This window comes from Paenibacillus sp. FSL K6-1330 (assembly GCF_037976825.1).
In the GTDB taxonomy this organism is placed as follows: Bacteria; Bacillota; Bacilli; order Paenibacillales; family Paenibacillaceae; genus Paenibacillus_AQ.
Genome location: NZ_CP150269.1, coordinates 3,806,888 through 3,828,246, shown reverse-complemented (window position 1 = coordinate 3,828,246; position 21,359 = coordinate 3,806,888). Strand labels below are relative to the sequence as shown.

At 47.5% G+C, this 21,359-nt stretch carries 18 protein-coding genes and 1 pseudogene; 18 read left to right on the top strand and 1 reads right to left on the bottom strand.

All coding sequences use genetic code 11. From position 1 onward, the window contains the following. Window positions 1-177: 177 nt before the first annotated feature. The 18 genes and pseudogenes from NYE54_RS17260 (at window position 178) to helD (ending at window position 21,057) form a co-directional block, all read left to right on the top strand. Window positions 178-624 (top strand): LytTR family DNA-binding domain-containing protein, encoded by a 447-nt coding sequence (locus NYE54_RS17260; protein WP_339264810.1) that lies wholly within the window; start codon window positions 178-180, stop codon window positions 622-624. Window positions 625-638: 14 nt separating this feature from the next. Continuing rightward, window positions 639-1,067, top strand: coding sequence for a DUF3021 family protein (locus NYE54_RS17255; protein WP_339264809.1), 429 nt, complete (start codon window positions 639-641; stop codon window positions 1,065-1,067). A 178-nt stretch (window positions 1,068-1,245) separates the two neighbouring features. Continuing rightward, the gene (locus NYE54_RS17250) at window positions 1,246-2,550 is read left to right on the top strand and encodes a dienelactone hydrolase family protein (RefSeq protein WP_339264807.1); all 1,305 of its coding nucleotides are present in this window, start codon (window positions 1,246-1,248) and stop codon (window positions 2,548-2,550) included. 456 nt (window positions 2,551-3,006) lie between these two features. After that, entirely contained in the window at window positions 3,007-4,479 is a 1,473-nt protein-coding gene (locus tag NYE54_RS17245; protein ID WP_339264805.1) for a serine hydrolase domain-containing protein, read from the top strand. Between the two features lie 236 nt (window positions 4,480-4,715). Then, complete coding sequence (locus NYE54_RS17240; protein WP_339264803.1) at window positions 4,716-5,306, top strand: GNAT family protein; 591 nt, start codon at window positions 4,716-4,718, stop codon at window positions 5,304-5,306. Between the two features lie 219 nt (window positions 5,307-5,525). Further along, window positions 5,526-6,017, top strand: a complete 492-nt coding sequence (locus tag NYE54_RS17235; RefSeq protein ID WP_339264801.1) for an NUDIX domain-containing protein — start codon at window positions 5,526-5,528, stop codon at window positions 6,015-6,017. Window positions 6,018-6,381: 364 nt separating this feature from the next. Continuing rightward, window positions 6,382-6,849 (top strand): annotated as a pseudogene (locus NYE54_RS17230) (transposase); the annotation flags it as partial. A gap of 621 nt (window positions 6,850-7,470) precedes the next feature. Beyond that, window positions 7,471-8,388, top strand: coding sequence for a GntR family transcriptional regulator YhfZ (yhfZ, locus tag NYE54_RS17225; RefSeq protein ID WP_339264799.1), 918 nt, complete (start codon window positions 7,471-7,473; stop codon window positions 8,386-8,388). 18 nt (window positions 8,389-8,406) lie between these two features. Beyond that, window positions 8,407-8,751 (top strand): PRD domain-containing protein, encoded by a 345-nt coding sequence (locus NYE54_RS17220; protein ID WP_339264797.1) that lies wholly within the window; start codon window positions 8,407-8,409, stop codon window positions 8,749-8,751. A 27-nt stretch (window positions 8,752-8,778) separates the two neighbouring features. Continuing rightward, entirely contained in the window at window positions 8,779-9,135 is a 357-nt protein-coding gene (locus NYE54_RS17215; RefSeq protein WP_339264795.1) for a DUF2620 domain-containing protein, read from the top strand. 31 nt (window positions 9,136-9,166) lie between these two features. Further along, entirely contained in the window at window positions 9,167-10,462 is a 1,296-nt protein-coding gene (locus NYE54_RS17210; protein WP_215162919.1) for a YhfT family protein, read from the top strand. Between the two features lie 12 nt (window positions 10,463-10,474). Next, entirely contained in the window at window positions 10,475-11,407 is a 933-nt protein-coding gene (locus NYE54_RS17205) for a phosphotriesterase (protein WP_339264792.1), read from the top strand. Beyond that, window positions 11,404-12,510: an aminotransferase class V-fold PLP-dependent enzyme gene (locus tag NYE54_RS17200; RefSeq protein WP_339264791.1), complete on the top strand. Its 1,107-nt coding sequence runs from the start codon at window positions 11,404-11,406 to the stop codon at window positions 12,508-12,510. Before NYE54_RS17205 ends, NYE54_RS17200 begins: the two co-directional genes overlap by 4 nt. Window positions 12,511-12,514: 4 nt before the next feature. Next, complete coding sequence (locus NYE54_RS17195; RefSeq protein WP_339264789.1) at window positions 12,515-13,678, top strand: YhfX family PLP-dependent enzyme; 1,164 nt, start codon at window positions 12,515-12,517, stop codon at window positions 13,676-13,678. Between the two features lies 1 nt (window position 13,679). Then, window positions 13,680-14,873 carry a phosphopentomutase gene (locus tag NYE54_RS17190; RefSeq protein ID WP_339264787.1) on the top strand — a complete coding sequence of 398 codons (1,194 nt, stop codon included), beginning with the start codon at window positions 13,680-13,682 and terminating at the stop codon, window positions 14,871-14,873. A 194-nt stretch (window positions 14,874-15,067) separates the two neighbouring features. Continuing rightward, on the top strand, window positions 15,068-16,483 hold the full coding sequence (locus tag NYE54_RS17185; protein ID WP_339264785.1) for an FAD-linked oxidase C-terminal domain-containing protein: 1,416 nt from the start codon (window positions 15,068-15,070) through the stop codon (window positions 16,481-16,483). Window positions 16,484-16,616: 133 nt separating this feature from the next. Beyond that, complete coding sequence (locus NYE54_RS17180) at window positions 16,617-17,870, top strand: (Fe-S)-binding protein (RefSeq protein WP_339273529.1); 1,254 nt, start codon at window positions 16,617-16,619, stop codon at window positions 17,868-17,870. Between the two features lie 781 nt (window positions 17,871-18,651). Continuing rightward, window positions 18,652-21,057, top strand: coding sequence for an RNA polymerase recycling motor HelD (gene helD / locus NYE54_RS17175; protein WP_339264783.1), 2,406 nt, complete (start codon window positions 18,652-18,654; stop codon window positions 21,055-21,057). On the opposite strand, the gene NYE54_RS17170 is transcribed toward helD, so the two are convergent. Beyond that, window positions 21,054-21,275: a hypothetical protein gene (locus NYE54_RS17170; protein ID WP_076323587.1), complete on the bottom strand. Its 222-nt coding sequence runs from the start codon at window positions 21,273-21,275 to the stop codon at window positions 21,054-21,056. The two genes, helD and NYE54_RS17170, sit on opposite strands and share 4 nt — an antisense overlap. Between the last annotated feature and the right edge of the window lie 84 nt (window positions 21,276-21,359).

Genomic DNA, 21,359 nt, shown 5'->3' with positions numbered 1-21,359 from the left:
CGAATATCAATCGCTGCGTAATGCGGGTGAAAGAGGGATTTTGCCACTATTTTGGCATAGGTTATTTCAGCGAAGAGATGGGAAAAAATGGGGAATAATCAAGAGTGAATTTCTTTTAACAACTAACGAAAGACCGAACGTTATAAACGTTAACAAGTTTAATTCGAATTTTCGAGGGTGATTTTCATCAAAATTTTCATCGAAGTAATAGACAATACAGAAGAAGAGGAGATCCGCATCAGGTGTCACCAAGTAGACGAAGAAATACATAAGCTCGTTAATAAAATAAAAACCGAAACACTCATTATACTTGGTTATCATGAGGATAAGATCAGCCGCATTAAAATTAGTGATATTTATTATTTTGAAGCTGTTGACGGAAAAGTGTTTGCGTATTGTAAGAACAACGTTCATGAAGTCAAACAAAAGCTTTATGAACTGGAGGAACTTTGCAAAGAGAAACATTGTTTTCGCGCTTCCAAATCCACCATTCTAAATATAGCCAAGATTTCCAGTATTCATCCGTCGATCAGCGGCCGTTTTCAAGCATTATTGGATAACGGGGAGAAGGTAGTCATCTCACGGCAGTATGTGCCAATACTTAAACATATGCTTGGATTATAAAAGGAGGGAACTATATGAAGTATTCCGAGCTCATAAAAGAAATGCTTAGAGGTTTCTTAATTATATTCGCCTCCATCATTATAATCATCACTATTTTGCGGCAAATCTATGCTCCTGATGCAAGTTTCGAATTAAATACGATTTTTACAATTATGGCTTTCTCTTTTCTGGGTGCTTTGACCGGAATCATTTTATGTACGCCGCATGCGATTAGCGAGAATAAAATGCGCCTTCGAGTGATTTTACATTTCTTTTTTCTGGAAACTCTATTAATTTCTCTGGCTGTCCTATTGAATCTCGTATACGGCACTTTCGACATACTATTATTGGCTTTGGAAATTGCCGTAGTTTACGCTATCGTTCGCCTGCTGACGTATAAGAATGACAAAAAGGAAGCTCAAAAGATCAATGAAAGACTAAAAACATTTAAAAACGAGGTTTAGAAGATATACACAAACCGTTCCTAAATAAAGTCTTATTCGCAGCGTAAGTACAATACTTTGCGTTGTTTTTTACAACCTATTGGCTCTCAGCTACAGCTTATCGTTTATGCGTATACACCTGCTCTTCCATTTATTATGATCAACTCATAAAAAGTTGGAGGAGGAGCAGAGAAGTCTTATGGAGATTTTAATACTTGTTGTTACGTTGGTCTTCGAGCTAGCAATTACCGTTTATTCCATTGTAACCAAGCAAAGCCGCAGCAAGATAAAGAGTTGGACGAGAATCGCAATGTTTATAGTATTCATGATGCTGAGCTTGGGTAAAGTTGTCGTATGGGAGTACACTTGGGGACTGTTTGCAGGCTTGCTCTTTATATTAGCGTTCAAGGAAATGGTTGCGCTCCTGCGCAAACAAACACACCTCCCGCGTTACAAAGCTTTCTCTACGGTATGGAAATTCCTTTTGTTAGCACTGACCGTAGTCATTACCCTTGTTCCTGTTTTACTTTTTCCACAGCATAGGCTGCCGCAAGTGACAGGTCCGTATGCAGTGGCGACCGCCACTTACAGCTATGTGGACAAGAATCGTATCGAAGAGTTTACGGATCAGAAAGACAATCGGTTTGTTAACGTGGAATTTTGGTATCCTGAACAGGCAGACGGAACCTATCCTTTGCTTGTGTTCTCCCATGGAGCATTCGGTATTAAAACAAGCAATACTTCTACCTTTACAGAACTTGCGAGCTATGGTTATGTCGTCGTTTCAATTGACCATCCCTATCATTCTTTTTATACCGTTTCCGAGGATGGAAAGGTCGTGATGATTAACTCCGAGTACATGCAAGAATTCAACAATGCAAATAAAGGGGTTTATTCGGTTGGTGAGTTTTTCGAGCTTACTCAAAAATGGATGAAATTGCGAACGGATGATATGGATTTTGTCATGGATACGATTCTGGAACAAGCCGAGCAAAAAAAAGATTCTGTATATGAACGCATCGATACACAGAAAATAGGCGTGTTCGGTCATTCTATGGGGGGTGCCGCAAGCATAGCACTGAGCAGAGAACGCGATGACATTGACGCCGTAGTAAATATAGATGCTCCGTTCTTTAGCGAGCTTGTGTATGATAAAGTTACAAACGAATTAAAAGCAAAATCCGAAGCTTATACCATCCCGCTTCTTAACGTTTATTCGGATGATGTGTGGATACAGCTCGACAGCAGTTCTTCGTATATCGCGAATAGAATTTCAAATAAAAATTTCAAAGGTGCATACAATGTTCATTTTAAAGGCGCAAAGCATTTAAGTTTAACCGATCTGCCTTTATTCTCGCCTATATTGGCAAACCTGTTGCAAGAAGGCCAAGAAGCAGATATCGATAAATATTATGCGATTGAAACACAAAATGAACTTATCCTTCGTTTCTTTGACTATGCTCTAAAGAATCAAGGTCAGTTTGCTCCAAAAGCGACGTATTGAGTATCTGTTCTATAAGTTAGTAAGAAGAATCTGTAATTTGAACCGTATTGATGTAAGGGGGGGATATGGAGAAATTTTCAATGAAGTTAAGAATGAGTGTGAAGAAATGATAACAGAACTGTCGGTGGACAAGAACATGGTCCCTTTGAAAGTCGCTATTAGCGGCTTTTTTTGTTTTATCGGTACAAGTTCTTGTCCCGATTGCCGATTAGATAAGCATTTAATTACATTTAACTGCTCTAGCTTATTAAGCTATCGGGCAGATTTCTTTAATGGAAGGGGTAAATCTGATTATAATTATTTTCTCGCTATATGCACTTCTATACCTGTGATATTGTGAAACTAAGCTTAAAATTGGTCTTGGGCTGCTTAGCTCGTACGCACTAAACAAGACATGGAAATTGCCAAGCTGAAACCGCAGTTGCAGATTATACACAAGAGCAAAGGGGAGAGTAAATGAGAACCAGTAATGCTTTACGCACAGTGGCAAAATTAAACGATTACATGGATGCACTAGCGAATCGGGGGTATTTCAACGGGGCAGTCTTGGTAGCCGAAGGGAATAAGATATTGCTGCGAAAGGGATATGGCATGGCGAATTTTGAGCACGACGTACCCAACACCCCACAAACCAAGTTTCGTATCGGTTCTCTTACAAAAGGGTTTACCGCTATGGCGGTGTTGCAGTTGCAAGAGCAGGGAAAGCTTCGCATTGATGATCCTATCCAAATTTACATACCAGATTATCCGAATGGCGACATCATTACGATCCACCATTTATTGACGAACACTTCAGGAATACCTGATTATCCAAGTTTCCCAAATTATTGGAAAGAAACGATGAGGCTGTATGCTACTATAGAACAAACCATTGGTTCGTTTAAGGATAAACCACTTCAGTTTCCCCCAGGAGAAGGATTCAGTTACACCAGTTCGTCTTATATTTTGCTTGGTTTCATTATCGAGAAGACATCGGGGATATCTTACGAACGATATATATCTGAACACATCTGCAAGCCATTAAATTTAGTGAATACAGGATGTGAAGACGGAAGAACACTCCTGAAACAATTTGCGTCAGGGTACTCCATATGCAAAGGAATCATTCCAACCGAGTATGTCGACATGTGCCTACATGTGGGAGCAGGTGTGATGTACTCAACGATCGATGATCTTTATCTTTGGGATCGGGCGTTATATAGGGATGATTTGATTGGAAAACATGTGCGTGATCAATTATTCGGGAGTATGACCTCACCTGTCGGGAGCTATGGCTGGGTTGTAACGGAGCAATCCATTAATAATAAGCCAAGAAAGCGTGTCTGGCATAACGGAACGATGAATGGGTTTTATGTGGAGTTTAATCGTTATACCGCTGAGGAAATCGCTATTATCGTGCTGAGCAATATCAACCTCACGCCCATAGACATTATAAGTCAATGTTTAGCCAAGATCGTGATGGGAGAAGACGTTGCCCAGCCCGGAGCTATACAGCCGTTAGATATAGCCCCAAATACACTTGAAAAGTATGCGGGAATATACAGTACTGCGGAAGGAAATATAGATTCATTGCAAGCAGATCAATTGACCGAGGCTTTAGATCAACTGACTATTATCAATACGCCACGGTTTGCAGTCGGGTTGTTTTACGACACATTCTACCGTTTCGGCATTGACCCCAGATCCACCGTAGTCGTGACCTTTGAGGATAACAGACTCTATCTGTTCATGCAAAAAAATAAAGGGGCATGGTTTAAATACGAGCTAATTCCGGTTTCTCAACAAACGAATACACTAAAATGTGCTACCGCGCACATTGACGAACAACTTGAATTTCACACAGACCCCGATGGATATTTGCGATTCATACATTTCGATCCAGCTGGAAATCGAATCGATGCTGTAAAATTAACTGCTGAGATTAGTTAATGGCCGACTCTTTAGTTTATTAAGCTAACGGGAAACGTTAGTTCAATAGAAGACAAGAGAAGCCAGCCGTTTACGCGATCGGCTGCTTTTGTTCAACTAACGGTCAGGATAGTTGAATAACAGGACGTTCTGGGATAATCATGATCTTGCCTGATAGAGGTGAATTGACAAGTCCAACATATGGCGCAATAGAAAAGGATGTAATTTACATTTATATCAAATATAGGGAATGAATTATGACAATCATTGAATCAAGTTATTTTTGGCAAGGTACTAAAATTAGACTAAGGGCAACTCAAAGAAGTGATTGGGAACAATGGAAATTGGAAAGCACCGATAGTGAAGCAATTCGGCTAATGGAATGGGGTATCGAACTTCCTAAGAATGATATAGACGTTGCCGAAGTGTCGGATAAGTATGATAATTTCAAAGACAATTATAGAAAGATGTTTGCTATCGAAACGCTATCAAATAATCAGTTAGTTGGACTCATTAACTTAAATTCATTAGACCACAAAAATGGAGTGTTTAGTTTTGGCTTGGGAGTGCACAGAGGTTATAGGAACAATGGATACGCATCAGAAGCAACAAGAATTATTATGCGATATGGCTTCTATGAATTACGGATGCAAAAATGCAATTCCAGCTGTGTTGAAATAAACGAAGCATCACTTAAATTCCATAAAAATCTCGGATTCATTGAAGAAGGACGAAGAAGACGAATTATTTATATGGGTGGGAAATTTTATGATAATATTTTGTTGGGGATAACAAGAGAAGAATTTGATGAAATAGAAAGTAAGTATAGCAAGATTAAACACCAATAAAAGAGAAGTTCTATCCAAAGAAAGTCGCTAATTTAGCGGCTTTTTTGTTTTATCGGTACAAGTTCTTGTCCCGAGTCGAGGACAAGAACATGAGCCGATTACCGATTAGATAAGTATCTAACTATGTTACCATGCAATTTCATTAAGCTAACGGACAGGAAAGTTCAAGATGGCAGAGGAATAAATATACAATTGTTATTTTCATAAGGAGGTCGTAATATGCCATTTCCAACGCATATAGTAGCCACTGGTGGATTTGTAGAAGATGGGCATGGAAATATACTTTTAGTAAAAACTCGTGACGGTGGTTGGGTTTACCCTGGTGGACAAGTGGAAGTTGGAGAAAATCTGATAGATGGTTTGATCCGTGAAATCAAAGAGGAAAGCGGAATTGATGTATCTGTTGGCAGTTTAGTTGGTGTCTATTCGAATACAGGGATACAGAAATGGTATGACGGCGTGACTGATGTTCCTACACAAGTTGGATTTGATTTCGTATGTCAGCCTATTGGTGGGAAATTATTATCTTTCTCTGAAGAAACAACCGACAGCCGTTGGGTAGCGAAGGATAGAGTTCTCGATTTGATTACACAGCCAAGTGTTCGATTTCGCTATCAGGCTTATTTGGAGTTTAACGGAGCCGTAAACTATGCGGACTACGTAAATAAGCCCGAGTTTACAATCAAACATCAAACATGTATTTCGAAGTAGATTGGTGCTAAGCTAACGGGCAGAATACCGTAAAGAACAGAAGTTGCCTGCGTCTAATAGCTGGTTGGAGAAATATGAAAGGAGTTGAATGTAAAAAATGACAGCATCATTTTCACATAAGCCCGAAGGATACGAATGTCCGTTTTGTCGTGTTTAGGGTATCGAGCGACCTCCAGATGGGCTTTTTTAGGCAGTGACCTCGTGCGCAACCCCATCGTACCGAGGCGCTCGTTTTTATTCAAACCCCAAATTATTCGTATTACAGGAATTCTAACGGGACACGTTAGTTGAATAAAGCTTAATATTGAGCAGGCTACAGCAGCTTGCTCATTCTATTAAGCTAACGGGCAGGATTGCGTGGCTCAAGGGCGAATAGATTATCCCGCTGAATCCACGAAATGAAAAGGAACCGCCCGCGGGGATCACCGGCAAAGGCACACCCCGTTGTTCGATGGGCTTTCTCATGACGTATTGGGGGCAGGAGAAGGCACATTTGAAATTCCGTTGTCCGCATGCGACAGGTCAAGTGGATTGCCCTTTAGGCATGGCCGCTTGTTCATCCTGCAATTATGGAATGGTCGTCAAAATCAACAGTCAAACGGATCTCAGGCGCTATGCACTACCTCATCGAGAAAGCCGAGGCTGGAAGGAACTTTACAATAAACGAACCAGTGTGGAACGCTGTAATTCTCGAATGAAGACCTATTTAACCGCAGACCAACTCCATGTTTTCGGGATTCACAAAGTGACGACCCACCAATATTTGAATGCCATTGTGTTACTTGCCTCTGCACTTGCCATCGCGAAGCAACGCGTTCAAAACGCTGCTTAAAATTTAAGCCTCACCGAAATTCTGCCCGTCTGTCCATTTATAACCCAAATCTCAAAAACGGAGCTTTGGATGCGGCCAGACTTTGACTTCGAATCGAAAATTGAATTATGCAAAATGCTCGTGTAAGTGAATCCTGTTGTTCTATCACCATTGTATTGTAATATGAGACCTTTCCGGTGTCGTTCGATCAATTTCTTATACACTCCGATTGGGGTGCTCCCTGTAGCCAACCCAAACCCTATTCGGGTTGGGCTGCAGGTTGTCGGCAATGATCCCTGCGCTTGTTTAGTTGAACGTTTCATCATTGCTCGCTTTAATAATATGAACCATGAAATTAATCCCCAAATTGTTATATATTATAATAATTTATAAAACTTTCCGAAAATAGAAGATTCCAATTAATTCAAATAGATGAGTTGTATTGGCCCTTTCTATCAAATATACTCTTCTATTCCCAAATGGGAACGCATTAACCAAAGGAATATCAACCACCTCCTGAATCTCATGTGAAATAAGTTGACGTATAATAGAAAAAAGTATTGAAGTCAATGAAACACGATGTTATGATTTGTTCAATACAAAATACAGAATATTGTATATTGAGGGGGGTGAAACGGTAACTTGATTCAAGGATTGAACTCCAAAAGCAGCGTTGTTTTAAAAAAATTGGCGGAAGAGCTTCTCTTTATTGAACTGGATTCCCGTATTCCAAGAGTAGAAGAGTTGTCGAGCAGATACGGCGTTGGCCGTGGGACGATTCAAAATGTTTTGAAAAAAATGGAGGAGAGCCAATGCATTGCGCTTGTGTCCAGAGGACACCTCGGCACCTTTCTCCGTAACAAAAACATGGACCTGTTGCTTCAATGCTGCGGGGTGAGCAGCATTATTGGTGTTATGCCACTTCCCTATTCCCGTAAGTACGAGGGATTGGCTACGGCGATGCACGCCAGCTTCGAAAACATCGGCATCCCACTGCACTGTGCGTTTATGCGCGGAGCGACCATTCGTCTGGACAATGTCATTGATGGCCGATATGATTTCGCGCTCGTGTCCAAATATGCCGCCATGTCTGCGATCCGCAAATCCGATGATCTCGTCATTGTGAAGGAATTCGGAGGCGCTTCATACGTTTCCCGCCATGCGGTTGTTTTTGCAGAGGAGTCAAGCGGGATTCAAGATGGGATGAAAGTCGGAATCGACAGTTACTCCATCGACCAACAAGTGTTGACGAATCTGGAAGTAAAGGACAAGAACGTCGAATTTATCAACCTGAACTACATGCACTTGCTGGAGCATCTAAAAGCCAAGTCGATTGACGCTATGGTATGGAATGTGGATGAAATCGACAACGGTTCGTTCTTTTTATCCGAGCTCTCCTCCAAAGAAGCGTTGGAAATGGACAAGGAAATGAGTCAGGCAGTGTGCGTCATCAACAAAAACAATACGAAAATGGAGTTTATGTTTAATCAGATATCAACTGATCATGTCATACAAATTCAGAAACAGGTGGAGCTTGGCATGCTCATTCCTAAATACTGAAAGGGAGCGTGGAGAAGCGTGAGTGCTTTGCGAGAACGACTTGATATTTTATTTTCAACCAACACCATCACACCCAGCGCCATGAAGCTGTGTGAGGCTACGATTGAAAGATTCGTACAACAAGACAACGAGAAGAAATACAAAAAGCTGGTGACTCATTTGGGTATGGCCATCACACGGATCGAGCGGGAAGAGGAACTGAACGCTCCGCCGGACGAGATCATGCAGGAAATCAGACGTTCTCCGCATTTTCCCCAAGCCGTTGAGAATGTGAAATGGATTGAATCCCAGATGGATGACGAGCTTCCGGATGAGGAAAGAGAGTACCTGATCATGCACTTTGTAAACGCTTCAGAAATTTAAAAACTTACGGAAAAGAGGAGAAGATTCATGAAAATTGTGATTGGCGGGCAAGTGGAAAAGAAAGAAATCGAAGCTTTGGTCAAACAGCATGGCGGATCCAACGTCGAGGTAACCGTGAAATCCGATCTGGAAGCGGCAATGGCTCTGAAAATGGGACAAGCCGATTATTATGTGGGTGCTTGTTATACGGGCGGAGGCGGTGCTTTGGCCATGGCAATTGCGTTGGTAGGCAAGTCAAATTGCGCCACGATTTCCATGCCGGGGCAGCCGCCGACGCAAGAAAAGGTGGATTATGCCGTCGCTCAAGGCGCGAAAGCATTCGGTTTTACCGGCGACCATAAAGAGAAGGCAGTAGAATTTCTGATGAAAGCACTTACTAAGTAAGCGTTACGTCTAACGATTAGGGGGACATCTTATGCTGGAAGCTTTGTTGTTAATCGGGCTGGGCATCGTGACTGCAATCATGGCCAATCTGGGGATCGCTGTGTTTAATGATGGACTTAGACCTATCGTCCCTGAAAATCTCGAAGGGCGGATGAGCCGGAAGGAGCTGGGCGTGACCGCTTTTGCCATGAGCTTTGGGCTCGTGATCGGTTACGGGATCCCCATTTCAATATCAGGCAGCATTTTGCTTATCCATAGCATACTACTCGGGACTGATATCATCGGGTTGTCTTTTAAACGCGGGAAACTGAGCACGGCCGCTGCCGGAGCGCTAGGCGGCGTATATGGGGCAGGTATTTATTTCGGGCTTCAGGCAGTTGTGAAAGCGTTTGAAATGCTTCCGCTTAATTTTATTGACGGATTTAACAAAATCGGCGAGCCTGTCGTTGTATCCTTTATGGTATTCCCTGCTCTGGCCATCGCGCTCCAATTCTCGATCAAAAAAGGCGTCGTCGCATTCCTGGTGGCGGCTTTGGCCAGACAGCTCGTTGTTTTCAGCAATACAAAGCAGCTTATTCAAATTGACGGCACACCGGTTGTTTTGAGTCCGGAAGGAATCGCGTTGATCGTGGGCATGGCGTTTCTAATCGCGTTTGCAATGAAGGAAAAATCCGAGGATCAGAGCCTCTCAACGTTAGCCTCCATGTTTACAGATCGTGTGACGCGCATTAAAAAGTTTTCGTGGATTGTCATGATCAGCGGTGGTTTGGCCGCGGCTGCCACGAACCTCCTGCTGATTGCTGGCGATCCGATCTCGCTTAGCCTGCTGGCGGACGGGAAATTGACGGAAGGCGGGATTGCCTCCTTGGCGAAAGCCATCGGGTTTGTACCGCTTATCGCCAGTACGGCAATTGCTACCGGCGTATTCGGCCCGGTCGGGTTTACGTTCGTGTTCGGAGTGGGAATATTTTCTCCGAATCCGCTCGTGGCTGCGCTGCTCGGCGCCCTGGTCATCTTCTTGGAAATTCAGCTGTTGTCCAAAATGGCCAAATTTTTGGATCGGTACCCGGGTATCCGCGCCTCTGGTGAAAGTATCCGGACTGCGATGACACGAGTCCTTGAGGTCGCGCTTCTGATCGGCGGAGCGAATGCAGCCAATGCTATCGTGCCGGGACTCGGCTATTTTGGGATTGCCGGCTTTTATTTGTTGAACGAGGCGGCGGGACGACCGATCGTCCGCATGGCTGTAGGTCCTGTGGGAGCTATCGCCGTCGGTATCCTTGGGAACATACTGGTTCTGCTTGGATTATATACACCACCACAGTAAGGAGAGAGAGAGATGTACATCCAGACCGTACTTGGACCCATACGACCGGAGGAGCTTGGCGTTTGCGCCTGTCACGAGCATCTATACGTGGATTTGAGCCGCATTAAGAAGAACGAGGATACATGCCTGCAGGACACGGGGCTTGTGTTGGATGATTTGCAAAGCTTTTATGCCTATGGCGGCCGTGCTATCGTCGAGGTCACCAACGACGGAATGGGGCGAAATGCGCAAAAGCTTGCCGAGATCAGTAAAGTCTCAAATATCCATATTGTTGCAAGCACGGGATGCTATAAAGATCCTTTTATTCCTGAGGATAAGCTGCACTGGAACCGGGATCAATTCGCCGAATGGATGATTCGGGAAATTGGGTCGGGCATTGCGGATACGAGTATCAAGCCCGGGGTCATCGGCGAGATCGGCAGCAGCCTGAACGAATTCAAACCGGTCGAGACAGAGCTGTTTCACGGAGCCGTCGCAGCGGCCAAGGAAACCGGCCTACCGTTATCCACGCATACAACGCTAGGAACCTGCGCGCTGGAACAGATCGAGCTTTTTATCGGAGAGGGGATGCCACTGGATCAGGTTATTATCGGTCACCAGGATCTTAACGAGCAGCATGATGTGGTACTGGATGTGCTGAAGGCGGGCGCGTTTGTGGCGATGGATACGATCGGCAAGGAAAACTACCGCAGCGACAACGCTCGCTTGGAATCCTTATTGAAGTTTATCGAGCAGGGATACGAGGACCAGCTGCTGTTGTCTACCGATCTGACCCGAAAATCACATTTGCGCGCGCTTGGCGGGCAGGGCTATGACGTGGTGTTAAGGTCGTTCGTACCTGCTTTGCGCGGCCGGGGAATCACGGATGCAGTGATCAACAAACTGCTGGTGACCAATCCGCAGCGGGCATTCAGCATTCGAAAGGCGGGTGACATGCCGGCATGAGATATGAACAATCGGTACTGAAAAACCGAACAATGGAGCAAGCGCAGCAGCTGCAGTTTACGTTAATTGATGAAATTACGAAAGAGTTTGCGAACAATGAGTTTTTCCAAATCGGCGATGTGGGGCTGCATCCGGAGTTCCATAGACCGCTCGTTACTGCCCGCGTCGAAAAGGTGCTGGCCCGATCGTTTGGCGGGGAGCATTGCGCGCTGGTGCGTGGAAGCGGAACAGGAGCGATTCGGGGAATATTGAGCGTGATGGTCAACCCGGGGGATTCGGTTATCGTTCACACGGCTCCGATGTATACCACAACCAAGGAAACCTTCCGGTTAATGGGTCTGCGGCAGTCCCATACCGATTTCAATGACATGGATGCCGTAGCGGAGCTACTCGAGAGCGACCGGAATTCCAAGGTGTTTTACGTGCAGCACGCGCGGCAGCAGCCGACCGATACGTACCGGCTCCAAGACCTGATCGCGTCCGTTAAGCAGAAACGTCCCGATCTGCCGATTGTGGTTGATGATAATTACTGCGCGATGAAAATGCAGGGAATCGGTTCAGAATATGGGGCGGACTATTCTACATTCTCCGGATTTAAGCTGATGGGCCCCCAAGGGATTGGCGTGATTATCGGCAAACGGGAAGGGATCGAAAAGCTGCATGAACGCAACTACTCCGGCGGAGGCCAAGTGCAGGGATACGAAGCGCATGAGCTGCTGCGCAGCATGGTGTTTGCCCCCGTCATGCTGGCGATTCAAAACGAGCAGGTGGAGAAGCTGTGCCAGCGACTGGCAGCCGGAGAGGTCGCAGGCATCCAGGAAGCATATATCACGAATTCGCAGTCGAAGAACGTCATCGTTGAGTTGGAGCAGCCGATTGCATCGGCGGTTATCGAGCGTGCATCCTATTACGGCGCGGCCACTTATCCGGTAGGGGCGGAATCCCGCTTTGAGCTGGTACCGATGATATATCGGGTATCGGGAAGCTTTCTGGAAAGCGAGCCCAAGCTCAAGGATTATGGTCTTCGCATCAACCCGATGAAAGCATCGGCAGATACGGTTATCCGCATCTTAGAAAATGTTATGCAGGAATTTAGGGGGTAACTGCATGTTTGTAGATATGACTTTACAACGGAATGAGGGGTTGATCCGTGCGGCGGCGATCCTTCACCAGAGGGGGGAGATACCGGCCAATACGTATGTGATCGATGCGGATGGGCTCATGCATAATGCCCGCGTTCTGTCCGAAACGGCGGATCAGCATGATATGAAGCTCTATTACATGACTAAACAAATTGGACGCGGAGGTTACGCCGGAAAACTGATCGAACAAAACGGAATCAGGCAAGCGGTGGCAGTGGACATCGATGAGGCTTATACCCTGTCCGAAGCCGGGTGCCGTATCGGGAATATTGGGCATATTGTACAGCCAAGCAAAAGCCAATGGGGGGATGTGCTCCGCCAGATCAAACCCGAAGTAGTAACCTTGTTCTCTTTGGAACGGGCGGCCCAATTGTCGGAGGCCGCTGTGGCGCTTGGACGGGTACAAGATGTCATACTAAGAGTCATCCGGCCCGGAGACGCCATATTTCCCGGACAATTCGGCGGATTTTTGCTGCATGATCTTGAGGGGCTGCTGCCCGGGATGATGAAGCTGCGGGGAATCCGTATTGTAGGGGCGACCAGCTTTCCCGTGCTGCAGATCAACGCGGAGAACACGGATTTTGCATTTACGCCAAATTTGGAGACGCTGCTGGCCGCGGTGGAGAAACTTCGGTCGCACGGCATTAAAGTAGAGCAAGTGAATGCGCCAAGTGCGACTACCTGTTATACCATTCCGCTGCTGAAACGCCACGGCGTTACGCATGGCGAGCCGGGCCATGCGCTGACAGGCACGACTCCGCTCCATGCTTATAATGATCAGCTTGTTGAAATTCCGAGCATCGTTTATGTATCGGAGATTTCCCACATGGACGATGAGTACGCGTATACGATTGCCGGCGGATTTTATCCGCGGTCGCATATGCAAAAGGCGCTTTACGGTTCGACACCGCTCGATATTACAACCCAGAAGGCGAAGGTCAGCCAGTATTCCGCAGAAAATATCGATTACTACGGATGTTTGGATCGGGAGCAGCCGATGAAGGTCGGCGATACCGTGATTTATGCGTTCCGTACGCAGATTTTTGTAACCAGAGCTCATATCGCTTATGTAAGAGGGGTAAACAGCCTCAGACCGGAAATGGTTCATTTCCAGAAAAGAGGGATGTAATATGGGAAAACTCACCTTGCTTGTACTCGATGGATTCGGTATTGGCGCTATGGAGGATTGCCTGACACTTAAGCCCGAGGATGTGGATGCCCATACGTATAATCATATTCGGGAAACAGTGCCGCTTCAGATTCCGGTCCTGTACCGATTAGGGCTTGGCAAGCTGGTGGACGGTGTAGGTGAGCCCCTTGGGGCATATGGCCGCAGCAATCTGGCACATTACGGGGCCGATACCTTCATGGGGCATCAGGAGCTGATGGGAAGCAAGCCCGGTATGCCGGCCCAACGCCTAATGTCAGAGATCGGGCCAATGCTCAGGTCTGCTCTTGAGGCAGCCGGATATCGAGTGGAAATCCCAGTTACGGGCGCAACGGTTCTGCTTGTGGAAGGCGCCGTCGTTGTAGGCGACAACCTGGAATCGCAGCTCGGCAACATCATCAATGTCGTCGGAGATTTGAATAAACTGCCTTTTGATGAAGTCGTGAGGATCGGAAAAGTCGTCCGCGCTCATGTGGATACAAGCCGGGTGATCGTATTCGGCAATACAAAGACGGATATCGATACAATTTTATCGGTCGTCATGGAAAAACACCCGGGCCAATGGGGAGTGGACGCACCAAAGGCCAACGTTTACGGCGAAGGCTACCAAGTGGTGCATCTCGGCTATGGGGTCGAATTCGAGAAACAATTCGCTTATATGGCGGAAAGAAGCGGGCTGCCTGTATATCGCATTGGAAAAACGGCGGATGTCATTCAGGCGGGCGGGTTCAATGATCCAGTTGTAGAGACGAAAGATGTCCTGGCAACCTACCGCCGGAAGTATCTGGAGGCTGAACAAAATGCCATATTCCTGGTGAACGTCCAGGAGACCGATCTTGCCGGCCACAAGGAGGACTGCCTCTGGTATAAGGAAGTGCTCGAAGTTTCGGACCGGTTCCTGGATAGCTTCATACCTGAGATGGGAGATGCAGATATGCTCATCATCACGGCCGATCACGGCAATGATCCGACCATCGGTCACTCCAATCATACGCGGGAGCAGACACCGATACTGATCGTCGGCAAGCAAATTAATCCGGTATTCATCGGCGAACGAAGCACGATGGCGGATATTGCAGCCACGATGGCGGAATATGCCGGCATCGGAGCTCCCGAGTACGGAACCAGCTTCTTGTCGTTGATCCTAAAACGCTAAGCTTCGCTCTGATTTGATTTTCTAAGAAACATGAAATACGACTGGAAAGAAAAACAACCGGTAAACTCGTTTCCGGCTATAAGGTTGCCATGAAAGGACCCTACGATGGTTGCGGGGTCCTTTCTGACATCGCAACGATGCGATGCTCTAAAGAAAGGCAGCCGGCTGGATAACAAAAGGGAGGGAACGTTAATATGTTAGACTCGGCTCTCGCCGCGCAGTTGCGAGCAATCGTCGGCGATGCCCACTTCCGGGAAGATAAGGAAGCCCGAATTACCCATTCGTATGACGGTACACCAATGCTGCAGGCAATCCCGGATGCTGTGATCTATCCTAAAAGCACGGAACAAGTTTCCGCCATCATGAAGGTGTTATCCGCCTATAAAGTCCCCTTGATTTCCAGGGGATCCGGTTCCAATTTATGCGGCGGCACCGTCCCGGTTCAGGGCGGGGTCGTCATGGTCATGCATCGGATGAACCGGCTGCTTGAACTGGATACGGACAATCTGGTCGCCAGGGTTCAACCGGGCATCATTACCGCGGACTTTATTAACCATATCGAATCCTTGGGCTTGTTCTATCCCCCGGATCCAAGCAGCATGCGCATTTCGACGATCGGCGGCAATATCGCGGAATGCTCCGGCGGTCTTCGAGGTTTGAAATACGGTACGACCAAGGATTACGTGATCGGACTGGAGGCCGTGCTAGCGAACGGAGAGATCATCCGCACTGGCGGAAAGCTGATGAAAGACGTGGCCGGGTACGATCTGACCAAGCTGCTGGTCGGATCCGAAGGGACGCTGGCGATTATAACGGAGGCGACGCTCAAGCTGATTCCTCCGCCTAAATCCAAAATGACCATGCTTGCCATGTTTCGCGACCTGTATGGAGCTGCTCGCACCGTATCCGCGATTATCGAATCTCGGATCATTCCGGCGACGCTGGAGTTCATGGACAATCCGACCATACGCGTTGTTGACGATTTTGCCAAGCTAGGGCTACCTCTGGATATGGAAGCGATTCTGCTAATCGAACAAGACGGCGATCCCGAAACCGTGGCAAGAGATATTGAGATGATCCGCCGAATATGCGAACGGGAGCAGGCAGACTCGATTCAGGTTGCCGCTGACCGAGAGGAAGCTGAGCGGTTGCTGACGGCAAGAAGAAGCGCGTTTACGGCGCTGGCAAGGCTGCGACCGACCACGATTTTAGAGGACGCTACCGTTCCCCGCTCCAAAATTGCCGACATGGTACGGCGGATCAAGGAGATTGCCCAAAAATACAATGTCACCATCGCTACCTTTGGTCATGCTGGCGACGGAAATCTGCACCCGACGGCGACGACGGATGCGAGGGATGCAGAAGAGATTCATCGAGTGGAGCAAGCTTTTGAGGAAATTTTCGCTGCCGCTCTTGAGTTAGGCGGAACCATAACCGGCGAGCATGGCGTGGGCGTGGTGAAAGCCCCGTTCCTTGAATGGAAAATCGGCGCTTCCGGCGTCGAGGTCATGAAGGGGATCAAAAAGGCGTTTGATCCTGACAACATATTAAACCCGGGCAAAATGTTTGCCAAGGAAACCAAGAAAAGGGTGATTATCCATCATGGCTAGTCAAACCAACACGCAAATCAATTTGCAGCCGAAGGCTCAAGCAAGCTTGGACAAGAAACCGAAAATCGATCACGCCAATCCTTTGGCCCGCACCTTGCTAGAAAAACTGGATTACGATCAATTGACCAACTGCATGCGCTGCGGTTTTTGCCTGCCGGCATGCCCTACTTTCAGGGAAAGCGGCGTGGAGCCGGAGTCGCCGCGCGGGCGCATCGCTTTAATGAAGGCCGTTGTTGACGGACTGATGGAGCCTGATGGCATGTTCCGAGACCAGATGAATCACTGCCTCGGCTGCAGGGCATGCGAACCGGTATGTCCGGCTGATGTGAAATACGGTCAACTGATTGAGAAGGCCAGGGATGCGATCGAGGATCATCCGAACCACTCGCTCCCGGTCAAAGGAATGCGCAAGCTGTTTTTTAAAGGCATATTCCCGCATCGCAACCGTTTGAAGGTACTTGGCGGAGCGATGAAATTTTATCAGAAATCCGGATTGCGACGCGTTGCAAGAGAAACCGGCATGATGAAGCTGTTTCCCCGCCACTTGCAACAAATGGAGAGCATTTTGCCTGACGCTGGCGTACATGGAGTCGTGGAGAAGCTTGGGACCGTGTATCCGGCCAAAGGCACGCCAATAGCCCGTGTCGCATTGTTCCGAGGCTGCATTATGGATGTGATGTTTGCCGAGACGAATTGCAATTCCGTTAAACTGCTGTCCGAAGCAGGGTTTGAGGTTGTCATTCCTCCCGAGCAGGTCTGTTGCGGAGCGCTGCATGCCCACAGTGGAGAAATGGAACTGGCCAGAGATTTGGCAAGAACGAATGTCAAGGTATTCAAGGAAATGAATGTGGACTACATTGTTTCCAATGCCGGCGGCTGCGGCGCCTTGCTGATCGAATATGATCATCTGCTGCACGAGGATGCGGTTTGGAAAGAACAAGCGACTTGGTTTGCAAGCAGGGTGTTGGATATCAGCAAGCTGTTGCTGGAATACGGAAGGCTTCCATCCTTTGCCGAATCATCGGTGTCAGTCCGCGAACCTATCGTGGTAACTTATCAGGATTCGTGTCATTTGCGAAACGTCATGCGTAGCGGTGCGGCCCCGAGGCAGCTCATCCGTCAGGTGGGCAATGTGATCTTCGAAGAGATGAAAGAGGCGGATCGCTGCTGCGGGTCGGCCGGCATCTACAATGTGATGCAGCCGGAAATGGCAGGTCAAATCCTGGAGCATAAGATGGAGAACGTTAATGCTACCGGGGCGCGATACCTGTTGACCAGCAATCCGGGCTGTTTGCTGCAGATGAAGTTGGGCTTAGAAAAGCACAGCAACACCGATAAGATGGAAGTGCAGCATGTGGTGGATTTTTTATATGAACGATTAATTTGAACCGATTCTTCTAAACTCTAAAAATGTGGAGATATATTAATTTCATATGCTGATCCGGTTGCAGGAGTAACAGTGAATGATGAGGGTGGGGTAGTAGTTACTGGAAGTATCACGGAGCACAATTCCTCACAAACTGTCGCTCCATTTGCGGCAAAGGGATATTTTGCTTATTACAATCTCTTACCTAATCCGAACACTATCATCACTAGTGACACCTTTAATCATTACTCATACGGCTCTGTGAATTTGAGAGTTTACCAGTACCCGTCCACTGGTACAGAAACTGCAAGCATGATGTATACATTAAGAGCATCAGAGAGTGGGTCTAAGATTCTTTACGGCAACTATGTAAATACGACTGGGACAGTGACCTGGACAAATGTGCCGCCAGCACATATTACATTGCGGTAGAAAATATTGGGAATGTTGCAGAATCTGGTAGTGGATATGTCGAGTAAAAGGTTTAGTTAGAACGGTATATCTCTCTTTAAAGCTTAGATATAAAAAGGAGCAGTTGTCGAGTGACAATTGCTCCTTTTCAGCGGTGTTTTGTTGAAACTGTCCACAATCAGGGCCAGTGTTCAACGCTGCCGAACAGTAACAACAAAAAAACAATTGAATGCAAATTAACGCTATGATACAATCATTAGCGTCATTGACAATCAAAATGTGTACAACAATATATTTTATCCCTACTTTAATTGTACATCTGGAATTTTGATTTGTCAATAATCTTTTTTACCCCCAAAAAAAAACGGAAAAAGGAGTGTGTTGAGGGGAAATGGAGGCGAAGGATTGGCAGGAGGAACAGGAGCGGCTGGAACAGGTCCGGAACAAGCTGCAGGCGAGAATCGCCGAACTGGAGCCGGATGTTGAGGGGCTGCGTGATCAGGCTTCAGACATCCGGAAGCGGTTTTGGGAAGATCTTACGATTAACACAAGCACGGGCGGAGATTTCGAAGAGACTTACTACACGATTAACCAGCAGTCCGCGTTATTGGCCGAACGGGAGCGCCGACACAAGCTGCTGACGGAGCAATGGAAAAGCATGAACCGTCTGCTCCCGTCTCCTTATTTCGGACGCTTCGACTTTAAGGAGGATGGTCTGGACTTCAGCGAGCAGATTTATATCGGCGTCTCTTCCTTCGTCGACGAAGACGGATTGAGCTTTCTGATTTATGACTGGCGCACGCCAATCGCGAGCCTGTACTACGACTACCCCCCCGGCCCGGCGTCTTATGTCACGCTGTCCGGACGATTCGAAGGGGTGATGGAGCTCAAGCGGCAATTTCAGATTCAAAACGGGCAAATCCGCAACATGTTTGACACGAGCGAAACGATCGGAGACGAAATGCTGCAGCAGGTGCTCGGCAAAGGCGCAAATTCGCAAATGAAGAGCATCGTGGCAACCATCCAGAAGGAACAAAACGCCATCATCCGCGACGACAGCAGCCGGATGCTTATCGTGCAGGGGGCAGCCGGTAGCGGCAAGACTTCCGCGGCGTTGCAGCGAGTGGCGTACTTGCTGTACAAACACCGCCAGACGATCAAGGCCGATCAGATCGTTCTTTTCTCGCCGAATCCGATGTTTGCCGGTTATATCTCCACCGTCCTTCCGGAGCTCGGCGAAGAGAATATGCAGCAGACGACATTTCAGGAATATCTCGATTATTGGCTCGGCTCCTCGCTGCGGCCGGAGGATCCTTTTGACCAGATCGAATATGTGCTGACCTCGCAAGGAGCGCCGGGGTACGAGGCTCGCCTTCAGGGGATCGGGTATAAAGCATCCGAGGCTTTCCTGCAAGCCCTGCAAAACTATGCAATGTGGTTGGGACGGGAAGGCATGCGGTTCAACGGTATTCGGTTTCGGGACCGCGATTTGATTACCGCGGAGCGAATGAAGGCGGAGTTTTACGGCCATGACCACTCCCTGCCGTTGTTCAATCGTGTCCTACTTTTGCAGGAATGGCTGCTGAATGAACTTGCTTCGCTGGAACGCGCGGAACGAGAAGCTCCTTGGGTACAGGAAGAGTTGAATTATCTTGACACCGAGCAGTACGTGGAGGCTTTCGAAATGCTGCATAAAGAGAAGGAAGTATTCGAAATTGCAGAAAAATACGCCACTCGTGAGAACGAACGCCGGGGAGATGAAGGCGACTTTGACTTCGGCCTTAAGGAGGAAGAGCTGCTTCGCCGAAGGATCGTGAAAGAAGGCTTTAAAGCCCTTAGGAAAAACGTAAAGAAATTCTCGTTCGTCGATATCAAGAGTTTATATGGGCAACTATTTGAGGGCGAAGCCCCTTATCGGGAGAAAACGAACGGGGCCGACGTCCCTCCGCTGTGGGCTGAAATATGCGAGCAAACCAAGGAAGCGCTGCTCCGAAGCGAGTTGCTCCACGAGGATGCGACTCCGTATTTGTATTTAAGAGAACTGATCGAAGGCGTCCGGACGAACACGGAAATCCGGCATGTCTTCGTTGACGAGGGACAGGATTATTCGGCGTTTCAATATGAATATCTAAAAAAGCTGTTTCCCCGTGCCCGGATGACGGTGCTCGGCGATTTCGGGCAAGCGATTTATATGCAGTCTACAAGTTTGGACGCAGCCGATTCGCCACTGGTCTGCCTTTTCGGTGAAACCGAAACACGCCTTGTCCGCCTTGTACGTAGTTATCGTTCAACCAAGGAGATTGTTGAATTTACGAAATCGATGCTTCCGGGCGGGGAAGACATTGCACCGTTTGAAAGGGGTGGCCCAAAGCCCCTTCTGACGAGACTGGACGGCGGTGAGAATCGTGATTCGCAAATTCTGGCAGACATCGCGGCGCTAACGGACGAGGGCTTCGATTCCATTGCCGTCATTACGAAGACCGCAGCCGAAAGCCGGGAGGCCTATGAATCGTTACGGATTCATGGAGGTGAAGCTCTGCAGCTCATTACGAAGGAGACGCCGGGCTTTGAAAAAGGAGTGATGATCATTCCTGTGTATCTCGCCAAGGGTGTCGAGTTCGATGCAGTCTTGGTCTATGATGCTTCGCCCGAAGCTTACGGCCGGGACAACGAACGCAAGCTTCTTTATACGGCTTGTACGCGGGCCATGCACCGGCTTCATCTTTACACGACGGGCGATTGGTCGCCGTTCGTGCAGGCATTGCCTGCGAATTTGTACGAGAAAGCACCCTGTTAACGGATCGGGGATGACGTCGGCCGCGATAAGCTGCTCTCATGATTCTGCAAATTTTGGGCGCCATGATCATGGTTATTCTGGACAGCACCGTTGTCAATAATGCCATTCCGAAACTCATAATACTTCGACACCGATCTGAAGATGATAAATGGACCGTCACCGTCTATCCCGCCGGCCTTATCCGCCGGTCCCAGTTGATCTAAAAAACCATCGCTCATAACGACACTTTCAACTGCTGGATCATCCCATACAATCGTCGTGATAATCCCTCCAACGTTACAGCATCAACTGGCCAATTACTG

Coding starts and splice junctions, on each gene's coding strand:
- NYE54_RS17255 (WP_339264809.1), top strand. CDS start 639: ATGAAGTATTCCGAGCTCATAAAAGAAATGCTTAGAGGTTTCTTAATT.
- NYE54_RS17250 (WP_339264807.1), top strand. CDS start 1,246: ATGGAGATTTTAATACTTGTTGTTACGTTGGTCTTCGAGCTAGCAATT.
- NYE54_RS17245 (WP_339264805.1), top strand. CDS start 3,007: ATGAGAACCAGTAATGCTTTACGCACAGTGGCAAAATTAAACGATTAC.
- NYE54_RS17240 (WP_339264803.1), top strand. CDS start 4,716: ATGACAATCATTGAATCAAGTTATTTTTGGCAAGGTACTAAAATTAGA.
- NYE54_RS17235 (WP_339264801.1), top strand. CDS start 5,526: ATGCCATTTCCAACGCATATAGTAGCCACTGGTGGATTTGTAGAAGAT.
- NYE54_RS17215 (WP_339264795.1), top strand. CDS start 8,779: ATGAAAATTGTGATTGGCGGGCAAGTGGAAAAGAAAGAAATCGAAGCT.
- NYE54_RS17210 (WP_215162919.1), top strand. CDS start 9,167: ATGCTGGAAGCTTTGTTGTTAATCGGGCTGGGCATCGTGACTGCAATC.
- NYE54_RS17205 (WP_339264792.1), top strand. CDS start 10,475: ATGTACATCCAGACCGTACTTGGACCCATACGACCGGAGGAGCTTGGC.
- NYE54_RS17200 (WP_339264791.1), top strand. CDS start 11,404: ATGAGATATGAACAATCGGTACTGAAAAACCGAACAATGGAGCAAGCG.
- NYE54_RS17195 (WP_339264789.1), top strand. CDS start 12,515: ATGTTTGTAGATATGACTTTACAACGGAATGAGGGGTTGATCCGTGCG.
- NYE54_RS17190 (WP_339264787.1), top strand. CDS start 13,680: ATGGGAAAACTCACCTTGCTTGTACTCGATGGATTCGGTATTGGCGCT.
- NYE54_RS17185 (WP_339264785.1), top strand. CDS start 15,068: ATGTTAGACTCGGCTCTCGCCGCGCAGTTGCGAGCAATCGTCGGCGAT.
- NYE54_RS17180 (WP_339273529.1), top strand. CDS start 16,617: ATGCGCTGCGGTTTTTGCCTGCCGGCATGCCCTACTTTCAGGGAAAGC.
- helD (WP_339264783.1), top strand. CDS start 18,652: ATGGAGGCGAAGGATTGGCAGGAGGAACAGGAGCGGCTGGAACAGGTC.
- NYE54_RS17170 (WP_076323587.1), bottom strand. CDS start 21,275: ATGAGCGATGGTTTTTTAGATCAACTGGGACCGGCGGATAAGGCCGGC.